General features: G+C 58.8%; 20 protein-coding genes. 6 read left to right on the forward strand and 14 right to left on the reverse strand.

Annotated features, from left to right (window positions below; all coding sequences use genetic code 11):
• Positions 1-24: 24 nt before the first annotated feature.
• On the forward strand, positions 25-672 hold the full coding sequence (gene pdxH, locus AC3IUE_RS06760) for a pyridoxamine 5'-phosphate oxidase (RefSeq protein ID WP_489266342.1): 648 nt from the start codon (positions 25-27) through the stop codon (positions 670-672).
• 5 nt (positions 673-677) lie between these two features.
• On the opposite strand, the gene AC3IUE_RS06765 is transcribed toward pdxH, so the two are convergent.
• Positions 678-914 carry a hypothetical protein gene (locus AC3IUE_RS06765; protein WP_056739291.1) on the reverse strand — a complete coding sequence of 79 codons (237 nt, stop codon included), beginning with the start codon at positions 912-914 and terminating at the stop codon, positions 678-680.
• A 168-nt stretch (positions 915-1,082) separates the two neighbouring features.
• On the opposite strand from AC3IUE_RS06765, the gene AC3IUE_RS06770 reads away from it, so the two are divergent.
• A complete protein-coding gene (locus AC3IUE_RS06770) occupies positions 1,083-1,547 on the forward strand; it encodes an outer membrane lipoprotein (protein WP_056739294.1) in 465 nt (154 codons plus the stop codon).
• A gap of 123 nt (positions 1,548-1,670) precedes the next feature.
• Here the strand turns inward: AC3IUE_RS06770 and AC3IUE_RS06775 are convergent, their stop codons facing one another.
• The 3 genes from AC3IUE_RS06775 to nhaA form a co-directional block, all read right to left on the reverse strand.
• The gene (locus AC3IUE_RS06775; RefSeq protein ID WP_489266345.1) at positions 1,671-1,895 is read right to left on the reverse strand and encodes a pyocin S6 family toxin immunity protein; all 225 of its coding nucleotides are present in this window, start codon (positions 1,893-1,895) and stop codon (positions 1,671-1,673) included.
• The gene (locus AC3IUE_RS06780) at positions 1,892-3,076 is read right to left on the reverse strand and encodes a colicin E3/pyocin S6 family cytotoxin (protein ID WP_489266347.1); all 1,185 of its coding nucleotides are present in this window, start codon (positions 3,074-3,076) and stop codon (positions 1,892-1,894) included. Before AC3IUE_RS06780 ends, AC3IUE_RS06775 begins: the two co-directional genes overlap by 4 nt.
• A gap of 121 nt (positions 3,077-3,197) precedes the next feature.
• The gene (gene nhaA / locus AC3IUE_RS06785) at positions 3,198-4,385 is read right to left on the reverse strand and encodes a Na+/H+ antiporter NhaA (protein WP_056739300.1); all 1,188 of its coding nucleotides are present in this window, start codon (positions 4,383-4,385) and stop codon (positions 3,198-3,200) included.
• Positions 4,386-4,624: 239 nt separating this feature from the next.
• Between nhaA and AC3IUE_RS06790 the strand changes: the two genes are divergently transcribed.
• On the forward strand, positions 4,625-5,719 hold the full coding sequence (locus AC3IUE_RS06790; RefSeq protein ID WP_283183284.1) for a PLP-dependent cysteine synthase family protein: 1,095 nt from the start codon (positions 4,625-4,627) through the stop codon (positions 5,717-5,719).
• Between the two features lie 136 nt (positions 5,720-5,855).
• On the opposite strand, the gene AC3IUE_RS06795 is transcribed toward AC3IUE_RS06790, so the two are convergent.
• The 3 genes from AC3IUE_RS06795 to AC3IUE_RS06805 form a co-directional block, all read right to left on the reverse strand.
• Entirely contained in the window at positions 5,856-7,469 is a 1,614-nt protein-coding gene (locus tag AC3IUE_RS06795; protein ID WP_489266350.1) for an NAD(P)/FAD-dependent oxidoreductase, read from the reverse strand.
• A gap of 95 nt (positions 7,470-7,564) precedes the next feature.
• A complete protein-coding gene (locus tag AC3IUE_RS06800; protein WP_489266352.1) occupies positions 7,565-8,230 on the reverse strand; it encodes a COG3650 family protein in 666 nt (221 codons plus the stop codon).
• 59 nt (positions 8,231-8,289) lie between these two features.
• Complete coding sequence (locus AC3IUE_RS06805; protein WP_056739306.1) at positions 8,290-8,889, reverse strand: short chain dehydrogenase; 600 nt, start codon at positions 8,887-8,889, stop codon at positions 8,290-8,292.
• 105 nt (positions 8,890-8,994) lie between these two features.
• Between AC3IUE_RS06805 and AC3IUE_RS06810 the strand changes: the two genes are divergently transcribed.
• Positions 8,995-9,909 carry a LysR family transcriptional regulator gene (locus AC3IUE_RS06810; protein ID WP_489266355.1) on the forward strand — a complete coding sequence of 305 codons (915 nt, stop codon included), beginning with the start codon at positions 8,995-8,997 and terminating at the stop codon, positions 9,907-9,909.
• 94 nt (positions 9,910-10,003) lie between these two features.
• Here the strand turns inward: AC3IUE_RS06810 and AC3IUE_RS06815 are convergent, their stop codons facing one another.
• The 5 genes from AC3IUE_RS06815 to AC3IUE_RS06835 all read right to left on the reverse strand — a co-directional run bounded on the left by AC3IUE_RS06815 (position 10,004) and on the right by AC3IUE_RS06835 (position 15,006).
• Positions 10,004-10,705, reverse strand: a complete 702-nt coding sequence (locus AC3IUE_RS06815; protein WP_046046223.1) for an ABC transporter ATP-binding protein — start codon at positions 10,703-10,705, stop codon at positions 10,004-10,006.
• Positions 10,706-11,473, reverse strand: a complete 768-nt coding sequence (gene livG / locus AC3IUE_RS06820; protein WP_046046222.1) for a high-affinity branched-chain amino acid ABC transporter ATP-binding protein LivG — start codon at positions 11,471-11,473, stop codon at positions 10,706-10,708.
• Positions 11,470-12,726: a high-affinity branched-chain amino acid ABC transporter permease LivM gene (locus AC3IUE_RS06825; RefSeq protein ID WP_489266358.1), complete on the reverse strand. Its 1,257-nt coding sequence runs from the start codon at positions 12,724-12,726 to the stop codon at positions 11,470-11,472. The genes livG and AC3IUE_RS06825 overlap by 4 nt, the downstream gene beginning before the upstream one ends.
• A complete protein-coding gene (gene livH / locus AC3IUE_RS06830; protein WP_046046220.1) occupies positions 12,723-13,646 on the reverse strand; it encodes a high-affinity branched-chain amino acid ABC transporter permease LivH in 924 nt (307 codons plus the stop codon). Before livH ends, AC3IUE_RS06825 begins: the two co-directional genes overlap by 4 nt.
• A 232-nt stretch (positions 13,647-13,878) precedes the next feature.
• Complete coding sequence (locus tag AC3IUE_RS06835; protein ID WP_056739311.1) at positions 13,879-15,006, reverse strand: branched-chain amino acid ABC transporter substrate-binding protein; 1,128 nt, start codon at positions 15,004-15,006, stop codon at positions 13,879-13,881.
• A 338-nt stretch (positions 15,007-15,344) separates the two neighbouring features.
• Between AC3IUE_RS06835 and AC3IUE_RS06840 the strand changes: the two genes are divergently transcribed.
• Positions 15,345-15,650, forward strand: a complete 306-nt coding sequence (locus AC3IUE_RS06840; protein ID WP_033059033.1) for a DUF2288 domain-containing protein — start codon at positions 15,345-15,347, stop codon at positions 15,648-15,650.
• Between the two features lie 296 nt (positions 15,651-15,946).
• On the opposite strand, the gene AC3IUE_RS06845 is transcribed toward AC3IUE_RS06840, so the two are convergent.
• Complete coding sequence (locus AC3IUE_RS06845) at positions 15,947-18,142, reverse strand: hypothetical protein (RefSeq protein WP_056739313.1); 2,196 nt, start codon at positions 18,140-18,142, stop codon at positions 15,947-15,949.
• Between the two features lie 197 nt (positions 18,143-18,339).
• Here AC3IUE_RS06845 and AC3IUE_RS06850 point away from each other — a divergent pair, with 197 nt between their 5' ends.
• The gene (locus AC3IUE_RS06850; protein ID WP_489266361.1) at positions 18,340-19,236 is read left to right on the forward strand and encodes an NAD(P)-dependent oxidoreductase; all 897 of its coding nucleotides are present in this window, start codon (positions 18,340-18,342) and stop codon (positions 19,234-19,236) included.
• Here AC3IUE_RS06850 and AC3IUE_RS06855 read toward each other — a convergent pair.
• Complete coding sequence (locus tag AC3IUE_RS06855) at positions 19,127-21,409, reverse strand: putative bifunctional diguanylate cyclase/phosphodiesterase (protein ID WP_082555755.1); 2,283 nt, start codon at positions 21,407-21,409, stop codon at positions 19,127-19,129. The genes AC3IUE_RS06850 and AC3IUE_RS06855 overlap by 110 nt on opposite strands.
• Positions 21,410-21,501 lie beyond the last annotated feature (92 nt).

The raw sequence follows: 21,501 nt of genomic DNA on the forward strand, positions 1-21,501 counted from the left end.
TTCGTTAACCAAAAGGAATGCGCCATGACCCAGGGCCTGGCTGATATGCGTCGCGACTACACCCGTGATGGCCTGACCGAGGCGCAAGCCCCGGCCGAGCCGTTCGCGCTGTTCCATCAGTGGTTCGCCGACGCGGTGAAAACCGAGCAGGCGCCGGTGGAAGCCAACGCCATGACCCTGGCCACCGTCGATCAGGACGGTCGGCCGCATTGCCGCATTCTGCTGCTCAAGGGGCTGGACGAGCAGGGCTTTACCTTCTTCACCAACTACGACAGTGCCAAGGGCCAGCATCTGGCCGCGAACCCGTTCGCGGCCATGACCTTCTTCTGGCCGGCCCTGGAGCGCCAGGTGCGCATCGAAGGGCGGGTGGTGAAGGTTACGCCTGAAGAGTCCGACGCCTACTTCCAGGTCCGTCCACTGGGCAGTCGCCTCGGTGCCTGGGCTTCGCCCCAGAGCCAGGTGATCACCGATCGTGCCGAACTGGAAGCGCTGCTCAAGAACACCGAGCAACGTTTCAGCGACACGCAACCTCATTGCCCTGAGCATTGGGGCGGTTATCGTTTGTTACCGGAGCGCATCGAGTTCTGGCAGGGCCGTTCGAGCCGCCTGCACGATCGCCTCAACTACCGTTTGCAGGGCGCCGACTGGATTCTTGAACGTCTGGCACCTTAAGCCGTCTACCGATCGGGATAGCCTGCCGCAGCGGCTTCAAGCCACTGCGGCAGGTCTCGGCGCTTGATCTTCTGCGCTTGAGCGTTCGCCAGTTGCTGGAGCATGAACGCCTTTTTCTGCTCGTCTTTACCCGCCAGTGCCAACGCCAGATCGCGGTCCATCCAGCGTTTGATCCGCACGTATAGCCACCAGTGGAAATACAATCCGGCAACGGTAGTGGCGACAATGATGAAGTAATCCATGACAATCCTTGGGGCAGCGGCGCAGATTCCGGAATTTGCCGCTACTGTGTGTTGAGTTCGTGGAGGGGCCTGTACCGGGCCTGAATCAAACCAATTTTATCCGGGCGAGGCCGTGACAGGCGTCAAGCTGCGGAGTTTAATGAATACTTGTCCTTTGGAGTTGATGCTATGCGTAAGTCTGTTCTGCTGGTTGCTTCCTTTTCCACGATGGCGATGTTGCTCACCGGCTGCCAATCGAGCCTGACCGGTGACTCCTACTCCCGTGACGAAGCGCGTCGCGTGCAGACCGTTCGCATGGGCACCATCGAATCCCTGCGCCCGGTCAAAATCGAAGGCACCAAAACCCCGATCGGCGGCGCAGCTGGCGCCGTCGTGGGCGGTGTCGGCGGTAGCGCCATCGGTGGCGGTCGTGGCAGCATCGTTGCTGCAGTTATCGGCGCAGTCGCCGGTGGCTTGGCAGGTTCTGCAGCCGAAGAAGGCCTGACCCGCACCCAGGGCGTGGAAATCACCGTGCGCGAAGACGACGGCAGCATGCGCGCCTACGTGCAGCAGGTTCAGGAGAATGAAGTGTTCCGTGTTGGCGAGCGGGTGCGGATTGCTACTGTAGATGGGACTAGCCGCGTTTCGCACTAAGCGGGGGAACGGGTAAAAGAAAACCCCGATCAGGTGACTGGTCGGGGTTTTGTGTTTTTGGGGATTGTTCAAGATGACTCGGATGCTGACAGACGTCCTATGAAAACTTTTTTCGATGTTTTGTTAGTCGTGTGAAGTCAGAAACAAGTCAAGATGTTTAGGCAGCTCCATTGCGCACGCTTTTTCTATACCGAGGATTTGTTCGTCGGTTAATCGGTAATCATGTAGCGGGTCTTCGTCATTCTCCCATCCCATGATGAGTCTGAGTGCGCTGGTGGCAATGGGAATCTGTTTCTCGAATGAAGGAAAGTCTTCTCCTTTCGGAACTCCCATAATTTGATGTTTCATGGCTCTACTTTCCTTGTTGGATCTGCAGGTTTGTTCTGGGTGCCAGTTTCATGATCGTATTCGCCAAGGTGTTTTCCTCGCTTGTTATACTTTTCAACTGCTCCATGCTGAAAGTCCCATTCATAAATCGTTCCGCTTCTATCTTTCCATCGTGGACGTAATCCTCCTCCACCTTTGATGGGTGTTTTGGGAGTAGCCCATTTCGCGTCTGGAAATGCAGGGAGAAACGAAGGTTTTGGATGGTAGTTCTGCTGAGACATGCTCAGCACGATGTAAACCGGCATCACCCCGGAACCCACCGGAAACACAAGAATGAAATCCTTGTACTCAGGCGGGTAAACCGGATTCACGATGATGCTATCCGCCGCTTTCGTCGGCGGATAAACCCAGATGTGCGGCGCTTGCGGCGCAGCCTCCAGCGCTGGGGTGCCTAGGATGTCTGAACCATCCACAGCCGGTGTCCAGATCAGCTCAACACCATCCCCGAGATCCGCCACTTGCTGACTGCCGCGCAAGCTGAACTGCACGACATCGACCATTTCCCAATCGCGGTTCTTGCCGGTGTAGAAGCCATACCCCTTGAGACTACCGTCAGCCTGTTGCTCGACCTGTAGACGAACACGGGTTCTGGCCTGTTTCAGGGCGCGCAATTGATCTTCGGTATAGAGCGCGCTGTCGCCCAGGCTCGGCGTCCAGAACAGCGCGACCACGCCGGCCAATACGGCGGATCCAGCAGTGCCAAGTGCAGCGGCCGGAGCGGCAAGCGCCGGGGCGTGAAGTGCCAGACGGCCAATGCCAAGCGAAACGGTGCTGCCACTGATCGTTTCAAGATTCAGCAGCCCGGCATCGTCTACCTCGCGAGCGCCGAGCCAGGCGACTTCTCCGTAGTCCTTGAGACTGTCGGTAGGCACCATCCCCGAAGGATTCGAGTAATCGATGATGGCGTCCGGCAGTTTGCAGGACTTGGCAAAGACGCAGCCCGCGCGAACGGCTTCGTGCTTTCTCGCGACGACCTCACGACTCCGTTCGAAGGCGTCTTGCCTCGCGAGCATGGCGTCGTAAGCGTTTTGTCTGGCATCCCGCGCGGCCAGTTCGGTGGCCGTCATGAAGCGGTGAGTGACGTGATGCCCGTCGCCTGACGGTGGGTTCTGAACCCGGGGAATGTCCTTGTTGCCAGCCACTGATCTTCCTTGCGTTCGTCCGTCGACAGCCCCCAACAAAGGGGCTGTGCGACGTTAACGAACGAGGCTGATCGTGGCTGTAGGACGAGTCTTCAATGACTCTAGGAGTTGTCTCTGTTTATCAGGATTGCAGCGCGCTGCTCTTGCGACTCGCCGCCGCCGTCACCGCATAACCAATCAATGCCGCCAGTATCGACCCGGTCAAAATCCCCATCCGATCCATCCCGGCGTACTCACTGACACCCGGCTCAAACGCCAGGGAGCCGACAAACAGGCTCATGGTGAAACCGATGCCGCAGAGGATTGCCACGCCCAACACCTGGCCCCAGTTGGCGCCTTGAGGCAGGGCGGCGATGCCGATTTTCACGGCCAGCCAGGTCAGGCCGAAGACGCCGAGGGTTTTGCCCAGCAGCAGGCCAACCGCGATGCCCATCGGCACGTGGTGGGTGAAGCTTTCGACCGTTACGCCACTCAGGGACAGGCCGGCGTTGGCGAAGGCGAACAGCGGCAGGATGCCGTAGGCCACCCACGGATGCAGGGCGTGTTCGAGGGTCAGCAGCGGCGAAGGTTCGGCGTTTTTCGTGCGCAGTGGAATGCAGAAGGCCAGGGTCACACCGGCCAGTGTCGCGTGGACGCCGCTCTTGAGCACGCAAACCCAAAGGATCAGGCCGATGATCATGTACGGCCCGAGCTTGACCACCCCGAGCCGGTTCATCGCGATCAGGGCCACGATGCACGTCGCGGCCAGAGACAGCGAAAGGGTCGAGAGCGTACCCGAGTAGAAGATCGCAATGACGATGATTGCGCCGAGGTCGTCAATAATCGCCAACGTCATCAGGAAAAGCTTCAGCGACACCGGCACCCGCTTACCCAGCAGGGCCAGTACGCCGAGGGCGAAGGCAATGTCGGTGGCCATTGGGATGGCCCAGCCACCCAGGGCTGCCGGGTCTTCGCGGTTCAGAAACCAGTAGACCAACGCCGGAACCACCATGCCGCCAATCGCCGCCGCACCGGGCAGGACGATTTGCGACGGTTTCGACAGTTGACCGTCAAGAACTTCGCGCTTCACTTCCAGCCCGATCAGCAGGAAGAACAGGGCCATCAGGCCGTCGTTGATCCACAGCAGCGCCGGTTTGGCGATTTGCAACGCGCCGACCTGCGCCACTACCGGAGTGTCCAGAAAACTGCTGTAAAGCCACGACAGCGGGGAATTGTTGATGATCAAAGCCAGGGCCGCAGCGGCGATCAGTAACAGACCGCTGGCAGCTTCCAACTGGAAGAAACGCGTGAAAGTGCTACGCAGAGGCAAGGTCGCTCTCCATCGATGAATTCAAAAGGTGGCACACCCTAACCCGTACCGTTAGTTGTTAAAACAAAAGTTATATTCTTTTTTGTTATATGCCGTTACAACGTGAACGACCAGCAGGGACCTGAGCCTAGCAGTTGTCGGGCGTATTGAACCTCAGCTGTACCTGTGCGTGATGTAGGTTTTTTCCTAAGCTTGTTAGCTGAGCCTTGCAACAAGGCCGACTCAACGAGAAAACCACCATGAGCGACAACCGACAGTGGGCCCGCGAAGCCATCCGGATCATCGAGGCCGACTTCCAGCGCAGCGCCGACACCCACCTGATTCCCTTGCCGCTGCCGGGTTTTCCGGGCATCGAGTTGTATTTCAAGGATGAGTCCAGTCATCCCACCGGCAGCCTGAAACACCGTTTGGCGCGCTCGCTGTTTCTGTATGCGCTGTGTAACGGCTGGCTCAAGCCCGGGGCGCCGGTGATTGAAGCGTCAAGCGGTTCGACGGCGATTTCCGAGGCGTACTTCGCCAGTTTGCTGGGCTTGCCGTTCATTGCGGTGATGCCGGCGACCACCTCCAAGGAGAAGATCGCGCAGATCGCTTTCTACGGCGGCAAGAGTCATTTGGTCGACGATCCGACGCAGATCTACGCCGAATCCGAACGCCTGGCCCGTGAACATGATGGACATTTCATCGACCAGTTCACCTATGCCGAGCGCGCTACCGATTGGCGGGCGAACAACAACATCGCCGAGTCGATCTTCCAGCAAATGCGCTTCGAACTGCACCCCGAGCCGAGCTGGCTGATCTCCAGCCCCGGCACCGGCGGCACCACCGCGACGCTGGGGCGTTACGTACGTTATCGCCAACATTGCACCCGCGTGCTCTGCGCCGATGCCGAGCGCTCGGTGTTCTTCGATTACTACCAGACCGGCGACGCCAGTCTGCGCCTGGATTGCGGTTCGCGGATTGAAGGCATTGGCCGGCCTCGGGTAGAAGCGTCGTTCCTGCCCAAAGTGATCGATGCGATGGTCAAGGTTCCGGACGCGTTGTCTCTGGCGGCCATGCATTACCTGGCGCAGCGTTTGGGACGACGGGTTGGCGGGTCGAGTGGGACCAACCTGATCGGCGCCTTGATGGCGGCCCAGCAGATGGCGGCGGCGGGGGAGTCGGGGTCAATCGTGGCGATTCTGTGTGATGGCGGCGAGCGCTATGCGACCACCTATTACGATCAGGCTTGGCTCAAGGCCCAGGGGTATGAGTTGAGCGGTTTGATGGATGCCGTGGCGGGGAGTGTCGAGCGGGGGGAACCGTTGCCCGCGACCGTGCTGCGCGCCAACATCTGACACAACGCTGAACCAATGTGGGAGCGAGCCTGCTCGCGAAATGGATAGCTCAGTCAACACATCTGTTGAATGTTAATCCGCTTTCGCGAGCAGGCTCGCTCCCACAGGGTTTTGCATTTATTCCAGGTAATGCAGGTCAGGCCTTGAGGCCGAGGATGTTGCGGGCCACGGCTTCTGCAATCCGAATCCCATCGACACCCGCCGACAGAATCCCGCCCGCATAACCCGCGCCTTCACCTGCCGGGAACAAGCCTTTCACGTTCAGGCTCTGCATCGACTCGTCACGGGTGATCCGCAGCGGCGACGACGTACGCGTCTCGATCCCGGTCAACACCGCGTCGTGCAGCGAGTAACCGCGAATCTGCTTCTCGAACGCGGGCAACGCTTCGCGAATGGCTTCGATGGCGAACGCCGGCAAGGCCAGCGCCAAATCACCCAAGGCAACCCCCGGTTTGTAAGAGGGTTCTACGCTGCCCAACTCGGTGGACGGCTTGCCGGCAATGAAGTCGCCGACCAGTTGCGCCGGCGCTTCGTAGTTGCTGCCGCCTAGCACAAAAGCGTGGGATTCCAGGCGTTCCTGCAACTCGATACCCGCCAGCGGACCGCCCGGATAATCGACTTCCGGGGTGATCCCGACGACGATCCCGGAGTTGGCGTTGCGCTCGTTACGCGAGTACTGGCTCATGCCGTTGGTGACCACGCGACCCGGCTCGGACGTCGCCGCTACCACGGTGCCGCCCGGGCACATACAGAAGCTGTAGACCGAACGTCCGTTGCTGGCGTGGTGCACCAGTTTGTAGTCGGCGGCCCCGAGTTTCGGGTGGCCGGCGTACTTGCCCAGACGCGCGCGGTCGATCAGCGATTGCGGGTGTTCGATGCGGAAACCCACCGAAAACGGCTTGGCTTCCATGAACACGCCACGGCCGTGGAGCATGCGGAAGGTGTCGCGGGCGCTGTGGCCGAGGGCCAGAATCACGTGTTTGGAATGGATCTGCTCGCCGCCATTGAGCTCGACGCCGACCAGTTGGCCGTCTTCGATCAACACGTCGGTAACGCGCTGCTGAAAGCGCACTTCGCCACCCAATGCGCGAATCTGCTCACGCATGTTTTCCACAACGCCGGTCAGACGGAACGTACCGATGTGCGGTTTGCTGACGTAGAGAATTTCTTCCGGCGCGCCTGCTTTTACGAACTCGTGCAGGACTTTGCGACCGATGAATTTCGGGTCCTTGATCTGGCTGTAGAGCTTGCCGTCGGAGAATGTCCCCGCGCCACCTTCACCGAACTGCACGTTGGATTCCGGGTTAAGCACGCTTTTACGCCACAGGCCCCAAGTGTCCTTGGTGCGCTGACGCACTTCGGTGCCACGCTCGAGGATGATCGGCTTGAAGCCCATTTGCGCCAGCAGCAGCCCGGCGAAAATCCCGCACGGACCGAAGCCCACGACGACAGGACGTTGCTCAAGATCAGCTGGCGCCTGGCCGACCGCTTTGTAGCTGACATCCGGCGCCACGTTGACGTTACGGTCATCGGCGAACGTGTGCAGCACCGCCGCCTCATCGCGAACGTTGAGGTCGATGGTGTAGATGAAGCACAGTTCGGAGGACTTTTTGCGCGCATCGTAGCTGCGCTTGAACAAGGTGAAGTCGAGCAGGTCATCACTGGTGATGCCCAGGCGCTGCACGATGGCAGGGCGCAGGTCTTCTTCGGGATGGTCGATCGGCAGCTTGAGTTCGGTGATTCGTAACATGACAGGATCCGGTTCGCGGGGCGCACAACTGCGCCAAGGCGTTTGAAGCCCGCGATTATAAGCCTCAACGAATGATTCCCGTGAGGCTAAAACGATCAGTCGTTACGCGATCCGCCGAAATACCCGCAGCCACGCTGAACCTGGCCGTCGATGCGCAATTCGGCACTCATGTGCTGGACGCTGCCGGTGCTGCTGTCGACGCAACGTTGCGGCGCAACCCACAGTTCAATGCGTTGGTTATTGGCTTCGGTGCTGAGGTTGAAGCGGCCATCGCCCAGTTGCTCTTCAACGTAGGGCACGGCCAATGGCGGCTGACCGGCGCGCTCGATGACCATGCCTTTGCCGCTGACTTTCACGTTCCACTCAGGCCCATGACCGGCGGCGCGCAGAATCAGCAATTTGAAATTCGGATCGTTGCACGCGGTGCCCGAGCGCTCGACGCGGTAGAGCTGCGCAAGATCGAGGCGGCTGTCGGCACCGCTGGCGTTGACTCGGCCACGCACGTCGGCAAACAGCTTGCCCTGGGCATCGGCCAGGGTTGCGGCCTCTTGCAGGACGCTGGTGCCGCCGGTGTCGTTGACCACGTAACTGCGCTGCTCATTGCACGGCTGGAACAACAGCTTGCCGTCGGCCGCCATCAACTGGCCCTGCATGCGGGTCTCGCCCACGTGGGAGGCACTTTCACGCGGGCCATCGAGCAACTGGCAAGCGGCGAACAACGGAAGCAGGGCAACAAGGACTAAGGAACGGGCAACACGCATCTTTGAGTCTCCAGACAAGTGCCGCCACGTTACTCAGCCTGACCGTTCATCACAAGGGTTTAGCCCACGTGAAAGGTCTGACCTGTTTGCAGGCCTTCCACACTTTTGGCGTAGGCCAATGCCACATCCGCTGCCGGAACCGGTTTGTAGCCGCGGAAGTACGGCGCGTAGCTGCCCATGGCTTCGACCAGTACGTTCGGGCTCACCGAATTGACGCGCAGGCCGCGAGGCAGTTCGATGGCGGCGGCGCGGACGAAGCTGTCGAGGGCGCCATTGACCAGCGCTGCCGAGGCGCCGCTGCGAATCGGGTCGTGGCTGAGCACGCCGGTGGTGAAGGTGAACGAGGCGCCGTCATTGGCGAACTCGCGGCCGATCAGCAGCAGATTGACCTGACCCATCAACTTGTCTTTCAGGCCCAGCGCGAAGCTTTCTTCGGTCATTTCATCGAGGGGTGCGAAGGTCACGTTGCCGGCGGCGCAGACCAGTGCATCGAACTTGCCGGTTTGTTCGAACAGCTTGCGGATTGAAGCGCTGTCGCTGATATCCACATGGAAATCACCGCTGTTGCGGCCGATGCGGATGATCTCGTGACGCTCGGACAGTTCCTTGTCGACCGCCGAACCGATGGTGCCGCCTGCGCCTATCAAAAGAATTTTCATCGTGCTGTTCCTCGAAGTGGTTAAACGAGGTTGAAGTCTAGAGTGGTTTTTTCCATTGATAAGCGCGCTAATAGGCAACCTTTGGTTTTCAAATGGAAACAATCCATGAGCGAAATGGATGATCTGGCGGCGTTTGCGGTGTTGATCGAGGCGGGGAGTTTCACCTTGGCGGCGCAACAATTGGGCTGTAGCAAGGGCCAATTGTCCAAGCGCATCAGCCTGCTGGAAACACGGTTTTCCGTGGTCCTGTTGCAACGCACCACCCGGCGCTTGAGTTTGACCGCCGCGGGTGCGGCGCTGTTGCCGCAAGCCCAGGCGCTCGTAGTCCAGGTCGAGAGGGCGCGTCAGGCATTGGCGCGGCTGAAGGACGACATGGCCGGCCCGGTGCGTATGACGGTTCCGGTATCGCTGGGGGAAACCTTCTTCGATGGCTTGCTGCTGGAGTTCTCTGGCAAATATCCAGAGGTGCAGATCGAGCTGGACCTGAGCAACAACTACCGTGATTTGTCCCGTGACGGGTTTGATCTCGCGGTTCGCTCCGAAGTGGGCAATGACGAGCGCCTGGTGGCCCGACCGCTTTTAGCCTGGCACGAAATGACCTGCGCCAGCCCGGCTTACCTTGAGCAGTACGGCGAACCGTTGACGCCTCAAGCACTCGCTGAGCACCGCTGTCTGCTCAACAGTCATTACAGCGGTCGCGAAGAGTGGCTCTATCACCAGCAACACGAATTGTTGCGGGTACGGGTTTCGGGGCCGTTCGCCAGCAACCATTACAGCCTGCTGAAGAAAGCGGCACTGGCCGGCGCCGGCATTGCGCGGTTGCCGTCGTACTTGCTGCAAGCGGAATTGGCTGACGGACGTTTGCGCTGGCTCTTGCGTGACTATCAGACCCGTCGCATGCCGATGTACCTGGTTCACCCGTATCAGGGCGGTTTGCCGAAGCGCACGCAGGTGTTGGCGGATTACTTGATTGGCTGGTTCAAGCGTAGCGGCGAGGCACTGGATCGGCTCCAACGATAGCGGCTCACCACCCACAGGGGATTTTCATCGTTAGTGGATTGATCTCAAGCACAAAAAAACGGCCCGAAGGCCGTTTTTTGTTTACTGCAAAGACTCAACCACCCAAGTACGCTTCACGTACTTTCGGATCAGTCAGCAGCGCTTCCCCAGTGCCTGTCATCACCACCCGGCCGTTCTCCAGAACGTACGCACGGTCGGCAATTTTCAGCGCCTGGTTGGCGTTCTGCTCCACCAGGAACACCGTTACACCGTCCTTGCGCAGCTGTTCGATGATGTCGAAGATCTGCTGGATGATGATCGGTGCCAGGCCCAACGAAGGTTCGTCGAGCAGCAACAGCTTGGGTTTGCTCATCAGCGCACGGCCGATGGCGAGCATTTGCTGTTCGCCGCCGGACATGGTGCCGCCGCGTTGGGCGAAGCGTTCTTTCAGGCGTGGGAAAAGTCCGAGAACCTTGTCCATCTGTTCCTGATAATCGCCCTTGTCGGTGAAGAATCCGCCCATGGCGAGGTTTTCTTCCACGGTCAGACGGGCAAACACCCGACGACCTTCCGGAACCACGGCGATGCTCTTGCGCATGATCTGCGCCGAGGTCTGCCCCACGAGCTCTTCACCCATGTACTTGATGCTGCCGCTGTGGGCTTGCGGCGAACCGCAAAGCGTCATCAGCAAGGTGGATTTGCCCGCGCCGTTGGCACCGATCAGGGTGACGATTTCGCCTTGACGGATTTCCACGTTGACGCTGTGCAGGGCCTGGATCTTGCCGTAGAAGGTGGAAACGTTTTCGAATTGCAGCATTTACGCTTCCCCCAGGTAGGCTTTGATCACTTCAGGATTGTCGCGGATCTGTTCCGGCGTGCCGTCGGCCAGAGGCGTGCCCTGGTTTATCACGACGATGTGGTCGGAAATGCTCATGACCAGTTTCATGTCGTGTTCGATCAGCAGCACGGTGACGTTGTGCTCTTCACGCAGCATGCTGATCAGCGCTTTAAGATCTTCGGTTTCCTTCGGGTTCAGGCCGGCGGCCGGTTCGTCGAGCATGAGGATCCGTGGACGGGTCATCATGCAGCGAGCGATTTCCAGGCGACGTTGCTGACCGTAGGCCAGGGTGCCGGCCGGACGGTTGGCGAACGCCTTGAGGTTGACCTTGTCCAGCCAGAACTCGGCGAACTCCATGGCCTCGCGCTCGCTCTTGCGGAACGCCGGGGTCTTGAACAGACCGGCCAGGAAGTTAGTGTTCAGGTGACGGTGCTGGGCGATCAAGAGGTTCTCGACCGCCGTCATGTCCTTGAACAACCGCACGTTCTGGAAGGTGCGCACCACGCCTTTGAGGGCAATCTTGTGGCCGGGCAGGCCTTGGATTGGCTCGCCGTCCAGCAGGATGCTGCCGCCACTCGGCTGGTAGAAACCGGTCAGGCAGTTGAACACGGTGGTCTTGCCGGCGCCGTTGGGGCCGATCAGTGCCACGACCTGTTTTTCCTTCACGCTCAGGGCTACGCCGTTGACCGCCAGCAAGCCGCCGAAGCGCATGCTCAGATTTTCGACTTTAAGGATCTCGCGGCTCATTTGCGCAGCTCCATGTGAGGACGTTGCATGGGCAGCAGTCCTTGAGGACGCCAGATCATCATCAGCACCATCAAGGCGCCGAACATCAACATGCGGTATTCACTGAACTCACGCATCATTTCCGGCAACAGGATCATCACCGTGGCGGCGAGTACGACGCCCAGTTGCGAGCCCATGCCACCCAGCACCACGATGGCGAGGATGGTCGCCGACTCGATGAAGGTGAACGACTCCGGCGTCACCAGGCCCTGACGCGCGGCGAAGAAGCTGCCGGCGAAACCGGCGAAACATGCACCGAGGGTAAAGGCGGAGAGCTTGATGACGGTAGGATTGAGACCCAACGCACGGCAGGCGATTTCGTCTTCACGCAACGCTTCCCAGGCACGGCCCAGCGGCATGCGCAGCAAGCGGTTGATGACGAACAGGGCGAACAGCGCCAGCAACAGCGCAACCAGGTAAAGGAAGATCACCTTGTTGATCGAGTTGTATTCCAGGCCGAAGTACTCGTGGAAGGTCTGCAGGCCTTCAGCGGCTTTACGTTCGAAGGTCAGGCCGAAGAACGTCGGTTTCTCGATGTTGCTGATGCCGTTCGGACCCCCCGTGAGGCCGGTCAGGTTACGCAGGAACAGACGGATGATTTCACCGAAGCCCAGCGTCACGATCGCCAGATAGTCACCGCGCAGACGCAGGACCGGGAAGCCGAGCAGGAAGCCGAAGGTGGCCGCCATCATCCCGGCGATCGGCAGGCAGATCCAGAAGCTCAGACCGTAGTAGTGCGACAGCAGCGCATAGCTGTAGGCGCCGACGGCATAGAAGCCGACGTAACCGAGGTCGAGCAGACCGGCCAGACCGACCACGATGTTCAGGCCCAGGCCGAGCATCACGTAGATCAGCACCAGCGTGGCGATATCCACCGCACCGCGGGAGCCGAAGAACGGCCAGACCAGCGCACCGATGATCAACGCGATGATGATCCAGCGCTGAGTGGTCGGCAGGGTCAGGAACGTACTGGCCTTGGCCGGCATCACCGGCATGTTTGGCGAGGATTTCCAGGCCGAGCTGATCTGCTGATCGAACAACACCCGCAGGAACATCAGCACCGAGCACACGGCGATGGTGATCAGCGTTGTGTTGCTGGTGCCATGGACTTCGAGGTTGATGCCGACAATGGTCAGTTTCAGACCGAGTACCGGGTAGGCAACGGCCCACACCAGCAAGGCGCTGAACAACGCCTGTTTAAGATTCCTAGTCATACTTTTTCAACCTCCGGACGGCCCAACAGGCCGGTTGGCCGGAACAACAACACCAGAACCAATAAGCCGAACGCCACGACGTCCTTGTACTGGTCGCCGAAGATATCGGCACCAAAGGCTTCCGCCACCCCAAGCACGATCCCGCCGAGCATGGCCCCGGGGATGCTGCCGATACCGCCCAGTACCGCGGCGGTGAAGGCCTTGAGACCGACCAGGAAGCCGGCGTTCGGGTTGATCACGCCGTATTGCATGCTCAGCAACACAGCCGCGATGGCTGCCAGTGCGGCACCGATGACGAAGGTCAGGGCGATGATGTTGTTGGTGTTGATACCCAAGAGGTTGGCCATCTTGATGTCTTCGGCACAGGCGCGGCAGGCGCGACCCAGGCGAGAGCGGGAGATGAACAACGTCAGGCCGAGCATGGCGACAAAGGTCACCACGAACACCACGATTTGCATGTAGGAAATCAGCACTTCTTGTGCGCCACCTGGCCCGATGGAGAAGTTGCCGGGGATCAGGTTGGGGATGGATTTGTCCTTGGAGTCTTGCGCCAGCAGAACCGTGTTCTGCAGGAAGATCGACATGCCGATGGCGGAAATCAGCGGGATCAGACGGTTGCTGCCGCGCAGAGGGCGGTAGGCGATCCGTTCGATGCTGTAACCGTAGGCACTGGTCACGACGATGGTCGCGAGAAAAGCGGCGGTCATCAACAGCGGAACACTGTCGAGTCCCATCATGGACAGGCCCGCAATGGCGATGAACGCCACGTAGGAACCAATCATGTACACCTCGCCGTGGGCGAAGTTGATCATTCCAATGATGCCGTAAACCATCGTATAGCCGATGGCGATCAGGGCATACGTGCTGCCAATGGTCAGACCATTAACCAGCTGTTGGAAAAAGTGATAGATGTCAGGCATTACAGCGCTCCTAAAAACCTGATACGCATTTCACTGGTGGAGTCATTTTCCCGCTCGAGCCCCGTGGATCTGCATCCACTTCGAACGCGAGGTTTGCCAGCGAACCGCTGATGACGGTTTTGAGATTTTCAGGTGGGGAGACTGGCGGATCACGCCAGCGCGGCCCAATACGTTCGTAAAACAAAGCCCACGGCACGCCGTGGGCTTTATTGGCAGTCAGTCAGGCAACGCCTTACTGAGGCTTGGCTTCAGTTTTAGGTTTGCCGAAGTGCCACTCGTAAACCACAAATTTGAAGTCTTTCAGGTCGCCCTTGGCGTCGAAGCTCAGGTCGCCAGTCGGAGTCTTGAAGGTGCCTGCGTGGATGGCTTCAGCCACTTTGGCAGCGTCTTCGGACTTGGCAGCCTTGATACCGTCGGCAATCACGGTCACAGCCGAGTAGGCCGGGAACACGAACGGACCGCTCGGGTCTTCTTTCTTGGCTTTGAACGCATCAGCCAGGGCGATGTTGGCCGGATCCTGGTCGAAGGATTTCGGCAGGGTTACCAGCAGACCTTCGGAAGCGTCTTTGGCGATCTGCGAAATGGAGTCGTTACCCACGCCTTCCGGACCCATGAACTTGGCTTTCAGGCCTTTTTCCTGGGCTTGACGCAGGATCAGACCCAGCTCCGGGTGGTAGCCGCCGTAGTAGACGAAGTCGACGTTGGCTTGCTTGAGCTTGGAGATCATCGAAGAGAAGTCTTTGTCGCCGGCGTTGATGCCTTCGAACACGGCAACCTTGACGTTTTTGCCTTCCAGGGTTTTCTTCACGGCGGTGGCGATGCCTTCACCGTATTGCTGTTTGTCGTGCAGAACAGCAACGATTTTCGGTTTTACGAAGTCGGCAATGTAGTTACCGGCGGCAGGGCCCTGGGCGCTGTCCAGACCGATGGTGCGGAACACCATTTTGTAACCACGGGAAGTGATGTCCGGGCTGGTGGCAGCCGGGGTGATCATGATCACGCCTTCGTCTTCGTAAATGTCCGAAGCCGGTTGAGTGGAGCTGGAGCACAGGTGACCGACCACGAACTTGACGCCGTCGTTGACGACTTTGTTCGCGACCGCTACCGCTTGTTTTGGATCACAGGCGTCATCGTATTCAACGGCTTCGAGTTTCTTGCCGTCTACGCCGCCTTTGGCGTTGATCTGTTCGATGGCCATTTTGGCGCCACTGAACTGCATGTCGCCGTATTGGGCTACAGGGCCGGTTTTAGGGCCGGCGATGCCGATCTTGATGGTGTCAGCTGCGAACGAATGGCTGGCAACCCCGGCCAGAACCATAGCGGCAAACAGTTTGGAAATCTGCTTAGTAGCCTTAGTCATAGTGCTCCACTCTTACTGTTGTAGTTTTTATAGTCCTGGCGCCGTAGCAGCAGAACCGGGTCAGATATCTTCGATATCCTCCGGAAAATGCCCCCGGCAACTGTACCGGTACAGTGTAGAGCGCCAATTGTTAGCCTGGGAAGCTGGCGCCAGGGGGCAAAATCAGAGGGTGTCGCTTTTTTGAAAGAAAAAGACAGAATGGCGGCGGGGGTTATAGCTGAAATATCAGCAATCCTTGGCTTTCCTGCTGTTTTCAATCGGTAACTCAATTGCATCCGGGTTTTTCTGCCAGACCACCAACGTTATGATGACGTCGATTTCTTTTCCGGACAGGACCCATGACTCAAGAACCTAGCACCCTCTATGCCAAGCTGCTTGGTGAAACCGCATCTATTACCTGGAAGGAGCTGGAGCCGTTCTTCGCCAAGGGTGCCCTATTGTGGGTCGACCCCGGTCTGGATTTGATTGCTGCAGCGGAGGCAGTCGCGACCGATGAAGGCGAGAAAGTGGCTGCCTGGCTGGCCGCCGACAAGGTCGCCAAGCTGTCTGAAACGCGGGCGCTGGATCTTTTCGAACGTGATCCGGAGCTGTGGGCAGTGGTCGTTTCGCCGTGGATTCTGATCCAGGAAAGGGCGACGAGCTGAAGGTGCGCACTCTATTGGTGCGCTACTTTGTCGAGCAAAAGTGTGTAGCCGAGTAGCGTGATGGCATGTTGCCGTAGAGAAAGGCCACAGGCGGGCCAGCATCACGGTGACGTAAACGTAACGGGAACAGTTTATCGAGCAGCTTGAGGGCTGCTTAATTGTTTCTGGATGTTGGGATTTGTCGTGAATGTGAGACCGCCATCGCGAGCAGGCTCGCTCCCACAGTTGACCGCGTTTCTTCAGAAAGAATGCGATCCCTGTGGGAGCGAGCCTGCTCGCGATTGGGGCGCCGCTGATTAAGCGGTTTTACCGGTATGGTTATTCAGCGAAATAACCTTGGTCTTGCCAATCCGGTGACGATAAATCTCGCGCAAGTACTTGATCGCCTTCTTCACGCAATCCCGGGACAGACGAATGTCATTGATCGAGACGAACTTGTCTTTGTCGTTGATCAGCTCGCGGTACTTCTTCTCGTACATCGGTTTGATCGCGTACCAGTTGGTGTCGAGGATCTTCGCCGGGTTCTCGAATTCATTCAGCAGTTCGTCGATCCGGTCCTCGTCGAACTCTTCATTAATGATGAAATCCAGGATCGAGTTATCCAGGGTCTCGTCAAAGCGGTACGGGTTTTTCGCGAAGCAACGCTTGATGAAGGCCACGATCAGGGTCAGGAAGTCGTCCGACAGGCACGGGCTCTTGGCGATCAGGGTGGTCAGCGACAGGTTGGCCGAGGCGCCGATGACCAGCGCATAACGCTTGAGCGTGGTGTTCGGGAACAGGCTGTTGAGGTGGGTCTTCAACCGGTTCAAGTCCATGTAGGACAGCTTGTAGTCTTTTGGCAGCGAAACAATCGACACCACCGACGAGCAGTTCTTGAAGAAGTGCAGGTCGTGCAACGCGGCCGCGTCATACCCCGAATTCTTGTACTGCTCCAGCGAGGCGCGATAGCGCTTGGATTCGATCGGCAACAGGCTGATGCCTTCGATTGCCTGGGTCACTTTGTTGAAGTGCGGCAAGTCGATGGAGCGGAAGAACAGGTCGTCGATGTTCAGGCGCTGCGGTTCTTTCTCGAACACCTTGAACTTGTCGCTGCTCGGCGGCGGGGTTTCCGGCACCACGGACTCGGCGTAGGCAATCGCCACCGGGCCGGCCAGACTCATGAACAGGTCGTTGGCGTCCAGGCGAATGGTTTCGCCAATGTCGATGCCGGCGCGACGGAAATAGTTCTGATCGTAGTCGGTGGTCACCGCCTGAGCCGTCAGAATGTTGAAGATCTGCTGTGAGATGTACTGGTTAGCGTGCTTTTCCATCGCGTTGACGTCGATGTTCTGAATGTTGCCGTCATCGCTTTCTTCGGCATAACGCATGATGTCGTTGGAGATCAGCATCATGGCGTTCCATGGGCGAATACGGCCCATGACACTGGCTTCGCTGCTGTCTTCGTTGGCGAAGTTGTAGGAGAAGTCCCACTCTTCCGACAGGTATTTGCACAGCAGGCGACCGGCGTTGATATGCAGCGCCTCGGACATTTCGCTGCGGTGATCGGAAATGTTCGGCAACACGCAAATGCCGCTGGTGAAGATCGGCTCGAAGACGAAGGAGTGACCGCTCTTGCCGTCGTGCTCGTCCATCGGCTTGGTGTCGAACGTCTTGTTCATGTACGAGTGCTGCTGGGCCAGGCCGAATTCCGAGGCCATGCCCGAACCGGTACCGCCACCGGCACTGAAGATCGAGAAATACAGGCGCGACTGGTTGGCCTTGATCCCGCAGCTGTCGATCAGGTACGAGTGAATCATCTTCCAGTCAGGGCTGGAGAAACGCTGGGTGTCCTTGTTCAGGATAATCTTGGCCAGGTACTGACCGAGGATCGGCGCGTTACCGGCGCCACCGGCGTGGACTTCCGACAAGTCCATGATTTTCATTTTGCTGTAGTCGCGCAGGAAACCGCTTTTTTCGCCTTTGCGCGAGAAACGGATGCGACCGGCGATGTCTTTGTCCAGGTCGCCGAGCATAACCAGCGGTTCTACCAGGAATACCGGTTTGGTCGCCTTGTTCGGACCCAGACGCAGGTTGTTGCGAATCCACTGTGCCGGGCTGTAGCCCTTTTCGGCGAAGCGTTTGTCCGGTGACAGGCGGTCTTCGTTATTGAATTCGTTGAGGTAGAACTTGCGGGCGTTGTACACCAGCTCGGCGACGTCCAGCGCGATGTTCGAACCGCAGCGGCCCAGGCCGATCAGGCACACCGACGGGAATTCCTGATCGCTGTGATGTTCACTGTCGCCTTCCAGGTGCGGTGGGCGCGGGAACACCATGTCGCGCAGACCGTCGAGATTATCGAGGATGCGGTCGGTATTGGTTTCGGTGAAGTACAGGTATTGCTGAGTTGCCAACGGGCGCGATGGCGTCAATGGCTTCGACGGTGCGGGGCTGTTTGCCGCGGGGCTCAACGTCAGATCGGATATCGCAGGGGCCGGATTGTTTTTAGAAGTCATTGTGCGCCATGTACCTGGGCTGGTTGGTTGAGCGACACGATGTCGTCGAACCATCACGGATGGGATCTCGCGTCTTTTTTTAGCGCGTATTTGGCCCAAGCGTCAGGGCCTTGGCCTGAGCATTACTCGGGGGAATCCTTTCCTAAGTCATGATGAATCGGCCAATATTCGCCAATCTTTAATCAAAAGGAGGCCAGATGATGGCATCGTTACCTTCGCTCGGGTTTGCCGGGGTCGGCCTGATGGGCTTGCCAATGTGCCGGCGCTTGCTGGCAGCGGGTTATCCGCTGACGGTGTGGAACCGCAATCCAGCCAAGTGCGCGCCGCTGGTCGAGGCCGGCGCACGACAAGTCGCCACGCCAGCTGAGCTGTGCCGGCACGCCGACGTGGTGATGTTGTGTCTGGCGGACACGTCGGTGGTGCGTGAGGTGGTGTTTGGCGCGGCAGGGATTGCGCAAGGTGCGAAAAGCGGTCAATTGCTGGTGGATTTTTCCAGCCTGGAACCTACCGCGACGCGGGAAATGGCGACAGCGCTGGTCAGCCAAACCGGCATGAGCTGGCTGGATACACCAGTGTCCGGCGGAGTGGTCGGCGCCGAGGCCGGCAGCCTGGCGATCATGGTGGGCGGTGAAACGGCGGACCTTGAGCGCGTCAGGCCTGTGCTGTTGAGCCTCGGCCAGCGCGTGACCCACATGGGCGCTGTCGGAGCGGGGCAGGTGACCAAGGCTTGTAATCAGATGATCGTCGCCTGCAATGCGCTGGTGATCGCCGAAGTGGTGGCGTTGGCCGAACGTTCCGGGGTGCAGGCCAGTCTGATCGCCGAGGCTCTGGCAGGCGGGTTTGCCGATTCAAAGCCCTTGCAGATCCTTGCTCCGCAAATGGCCGAAAGCCGTTTCGAACCAGTGAAATGGCATGTGCGCACGCTGCTCAAGGACCTCGACACCGCGGTGAAGTTTTCCCGCGAGCAAGGCTCGGCCACGCCGATCAGTGGACTGGCCGCACAATTGATGCGACTGCATGGGAGCCAGGGATTCCTGGAAAAAGATCCGTCGACGCTAGTGCAGTTGTACCGCGAGCCAGACTCAAAGGGCTGACAGTGTGCAGGTGTTTGCGCTGGTTGATTTCGCTCAGCACCGGACGCAACTGCGCCAGCGGGATTGGACGACTGAGCAGGTAGCCCTGCACGAAGTCGCAGCCGTTACGCTCCAGAAACTCGTATTGCTCAACGGTTTCGACGCCTTCGGTCACCACCTGCAAATGCAGCGTGTGGGCCATGACGATGATCGCTTGAACGATTTCCATGTCCTGGGTGGCCTTGGGAATGTCCTGGATGAACGAGCGGTCGATCTTCAGCGTGTTGAGTGGCAGTCGTTTGAGATAGGCCAGTGATGAGTAACCGGTGCCGAAGTCATCAATCGACAGCGACACACCGAGGGCACGAATCTGGCGCAGCAACACCAGCGTATCGGCGATGTTGCCCATCAGCGCATTTTCCGTCACTTCCAGTTCCAGCCGCTGCGGCGCCACTCCGGCGACCCGTAGCGCGTGTTCGATTTCATCGGCCAATTCTTCGCGCGCCAGGTTCAGGGGCGAGCAGTTCACGGCGATGTGGAGTTCTTCGCAACCCTGACGCGACAACTCGCCCAGATCCTCACAGGCTTTGCGCAGGACCCAGTTGTCCAGTTCGGCAATCAGGCCGTTGGCCTCGGCGATGGCAATGAACCGGTCCGGTGCCAGCAGTCCGTGAACCGGATGTTGCCAGCGGACCAGCGCTTCAAGTTTGCTGACCTGAGCGGTTTTCAGGTCATAGATCGGTTGGTAATAGAGCATCAGCCCGGTGTTTTCACGCAGGGCGTGGCGCAGCTCTTCTTCCAGTTGCAGTTCCAGCGTCGCGCGGGTTTTCAGGTTTTCGCTGAAAAAATTCAGGCCATTGCGCCCGCTGTCCTTGGACTGATACAGCGCCAGGTCAGCGTTTTTCAGCAACTCTTCACAGGTCTTGCCATCTTCCGGAAACACGCTGATGCCGATACTGGTGGTCATGACCATGCGCCGCCCGGACAGCTCGATGGGCTCCTTCATTTTCGCCATGATGCGCTGGGCCATGTGCCGCGCTTCATCACGATCATGCAGGCTGATGAGGATGCAAAACTCGTCGCCTCCGAAGCGCGCAACCACATCTTCGTGGCTGCGCACCGAGCATTTTATGTGGCTGGCCAGGACTTTGAGCAATTCGTCGCCGGCATCATGGCCGAGGCTGTCGTTGATCCGCTTGAAATGGTCGATGTCCAGGAACAGCACCGCCAGCATGCCGCCTTCGTTGGTTTTCTCCATGAGCTTCTCGGCGAAGATCTGGTTGAAGCCACGGCGGTTGATCAGGTTGGTCAGGGGGTCGTAGTGCGCCACCTGTTGTAACGACATCCTCGCCTGGTCCAGTTGACTGAGCAGGGCGTTGACCCGCTGCAGGTCGCGCTCTTTGTTTTGCAGCTTCTTGTCCGCCAGCGCGGCGCTGATGCTGCTGCCGATGATCAGCAGCGTCATGACCGCCACCGTTAGACCCAGTTGCAGATGATTGTTTACGCCGGGCAGCGGCTGGAGGCTGTCGGCGGGCAGCACCAGATTGAAGGCAGCCATGCCGGTGAAGTGCATGCAGATGATGCCTGCCCCGAGCACCAGACTGGCGCTGTATTTGAGCAGTTGATGGAACAGGCCGGTGCCGTCGCGCAGATGACTTGATATCAGCAGGGCTGCAAGGCTGGCACCGATGGCGATCACAACGGAGAGGGCGAATAGCGTGGGTTGGTAATACGCCACCGCACTCGAACGCATGGCGCTCATGCCCACGTAATGCATGGTGGCGATGCCCAGGCCGATGCAGATCGAAGCCTGGAGATATTGCCAAAAACTCAGGCGGGGATGACTGAGAGTATGCATGGCCAGCCACGAGGCGAGCAGGGCGATCAACAGAGAAAGAAGAGTGATGGGTAATTCATATTGAATGTCGATCGGCGCCTGAAACGCCAGCATGCCAATGAAGTGCATGGCCCAGATCCCGCCCGCCAGGCAACTGGCGCCGACCCAGCGCCAGAGCCGCTGCGAGGCGGGTTTTTCCACGTGACCGACCCGTTCGGCCATGTCCAATGTGGCAAAGCTGCCGACACAGGCGACCAAATACGCCAGCAGTACCAGAAAAGGGTCATGTGTGCAGTTGAGTATTACCTGGCCGTTCGCCGTCAGCTCGGTAATGAAATGCAAGCCAAGCCACTCCATAGCATGCCCCATTGTCATCCTGGCTGACGCCATGAACGCTGGCGAATGCTTTGGAGTATAGAAGGCATGTTTAGAGTGCAAACGATAGTGGC

The sequence above is a fragment of the Pseudomonas sp. GL_093 genome (assembly GCF_057837605.1).

What these genes read in the sequence shown, in the direction of transcription:
- pdxH (WP_489266342.1), top strand. Translation starts at nt 25, where the DNA reads ATGACCCAGGGCCTGGCTGATATGCGTCGCGACTACACCCGTGATGGC.
- AC3IUE_RS06765 (WP_056739291.1), bottom strand. Translation starts at nt 914, where the DNA reads ATGGATTACTTCATCATTGTCGCCACTACCGTTGCCGGATTGTATTTC.
- AC3IUE_RS06770 (WP_056739294.1), top strand. Translation starts at nt 1,083, where the DNA reads ATGCGTAAGTCTGTTCTGCTGGTTGCTTCCTTTTCCACGATGGCGATG.
- AC3IUE_RS06775 (WP_489266345.1), bottom strand. Translation starts at nt 1,895, where the DNA reads ATGAAACATCAAATTATGGGAGTTCCGAAAGGAGAAGACTTTCCTTCA.
- AC3IUE_RS06790 (WP_283183284.1), top strand. Translation starts at nt 4,625, where the DNA reads ATGAGCGACAACCGACAGTGGGCCCGCGAAGCCATCCGGATCATCGAG.
- AC3IUE_RS06795 (WP_489266350.1), bottom strand. Translation starts at nt 7,469, where the DNA reads ATGTTACGAATCACCGAACTCAAGCTGCCGATCGACCATCCCGAAGAA.
- AC3IUE_RS06800 (WP_489266352.1), bottom strand. Translation starts at nt 8,230, where the DNA reads ATGCGTGTTGCCCGTTCCTTAGTCCTTGTTGCCCTGCTTCCGTTGTTC.
- AC3IUE_RS06805 (WP_056739306.1), bottom strand. Translation starts at nt 8,889, where the DNA reads ATGAAAATTCTTTTGATAGGCGCAGGCGGCACCATCGGTTCGGCGGTC.
- AC3IUE_RS06810 (WP_489266355.1), top strand. Translation starts at nt 8,995, where the DNA reads ATGAGCGAAATGGATGATCTGGCGGCGTTTGCGGTGTTGATCGAGGCG.
- AC3IUE_RS06815 (WP_046046223.1), bottom strand. Translation starts at nt 10,705, where the DNA reads ATGCTGCAATTCGAAAACGTTTCCACCTTCTACGGCAAGATCCAGGCC.
- livG (WP_046046222.1), bottom strand. Translation starts at nt 11,473, where the DNA reads ATGAGCCGCGAGATCCTTAAAGTCGAAAATCTGAGCATGCGCTTCGGC.
- AC3IUE_RS06825 (WP_489266358.1), bottom strand. Translation starts at nt 12,726, where the DNA reads ATGACTAGGAATCTTAAACAGGCGTTGTTCAGCGCCTTGCTGGTGTGG.
- livH (WP_046046220.1), bottom strand. Translation starts at nt 13,646, where the DNA reads ATGCCTGACATCTATCACTTTTTCCAACAGCTGGTTAATGGTCTGACC.
- AC3IUE_RS06835 (WP_056739311.1), bottom strand. Translation starts at nt 15,006, where the DNA reads ATGACTAAGGCTACTAAGCAGATTTCCAAACTGTTTGCCGCTATGGTT.
- AC3IUE_RS06840 (WP_033059033.1), top strand. Translation starts at nt 15,345, where the DNA reads ATGACTCAAGAACCTAGCACCCTCTATGCCAAGCTGCTTGGTGAAACC.
- AC3IUE_RS06845 (WP_056739313.1), bottom strand. Translation starts at nt 18,142, where the DNA reads ATGACTTCTAAAAACAATCCGGCCCCTGCGATATCCGATCTGACGTTG.
- AC3IUE_RS06850 (WP_489266361.1), top strand. Translation starts at nt 18,340, where the DNA reads ATGATGGCATCGTTACCTTCGCTCGGGTTTGCCGGGGTCGGCCTGATG.
- AC3IUE_RS06855 (WP_082555755.1), bottom strand. Translation starts at nt 21,409, where the DNA reads ATGGAGTGGCTTGGCTTGCATTTCATTACCGAGCTGACGGCGAACGGC.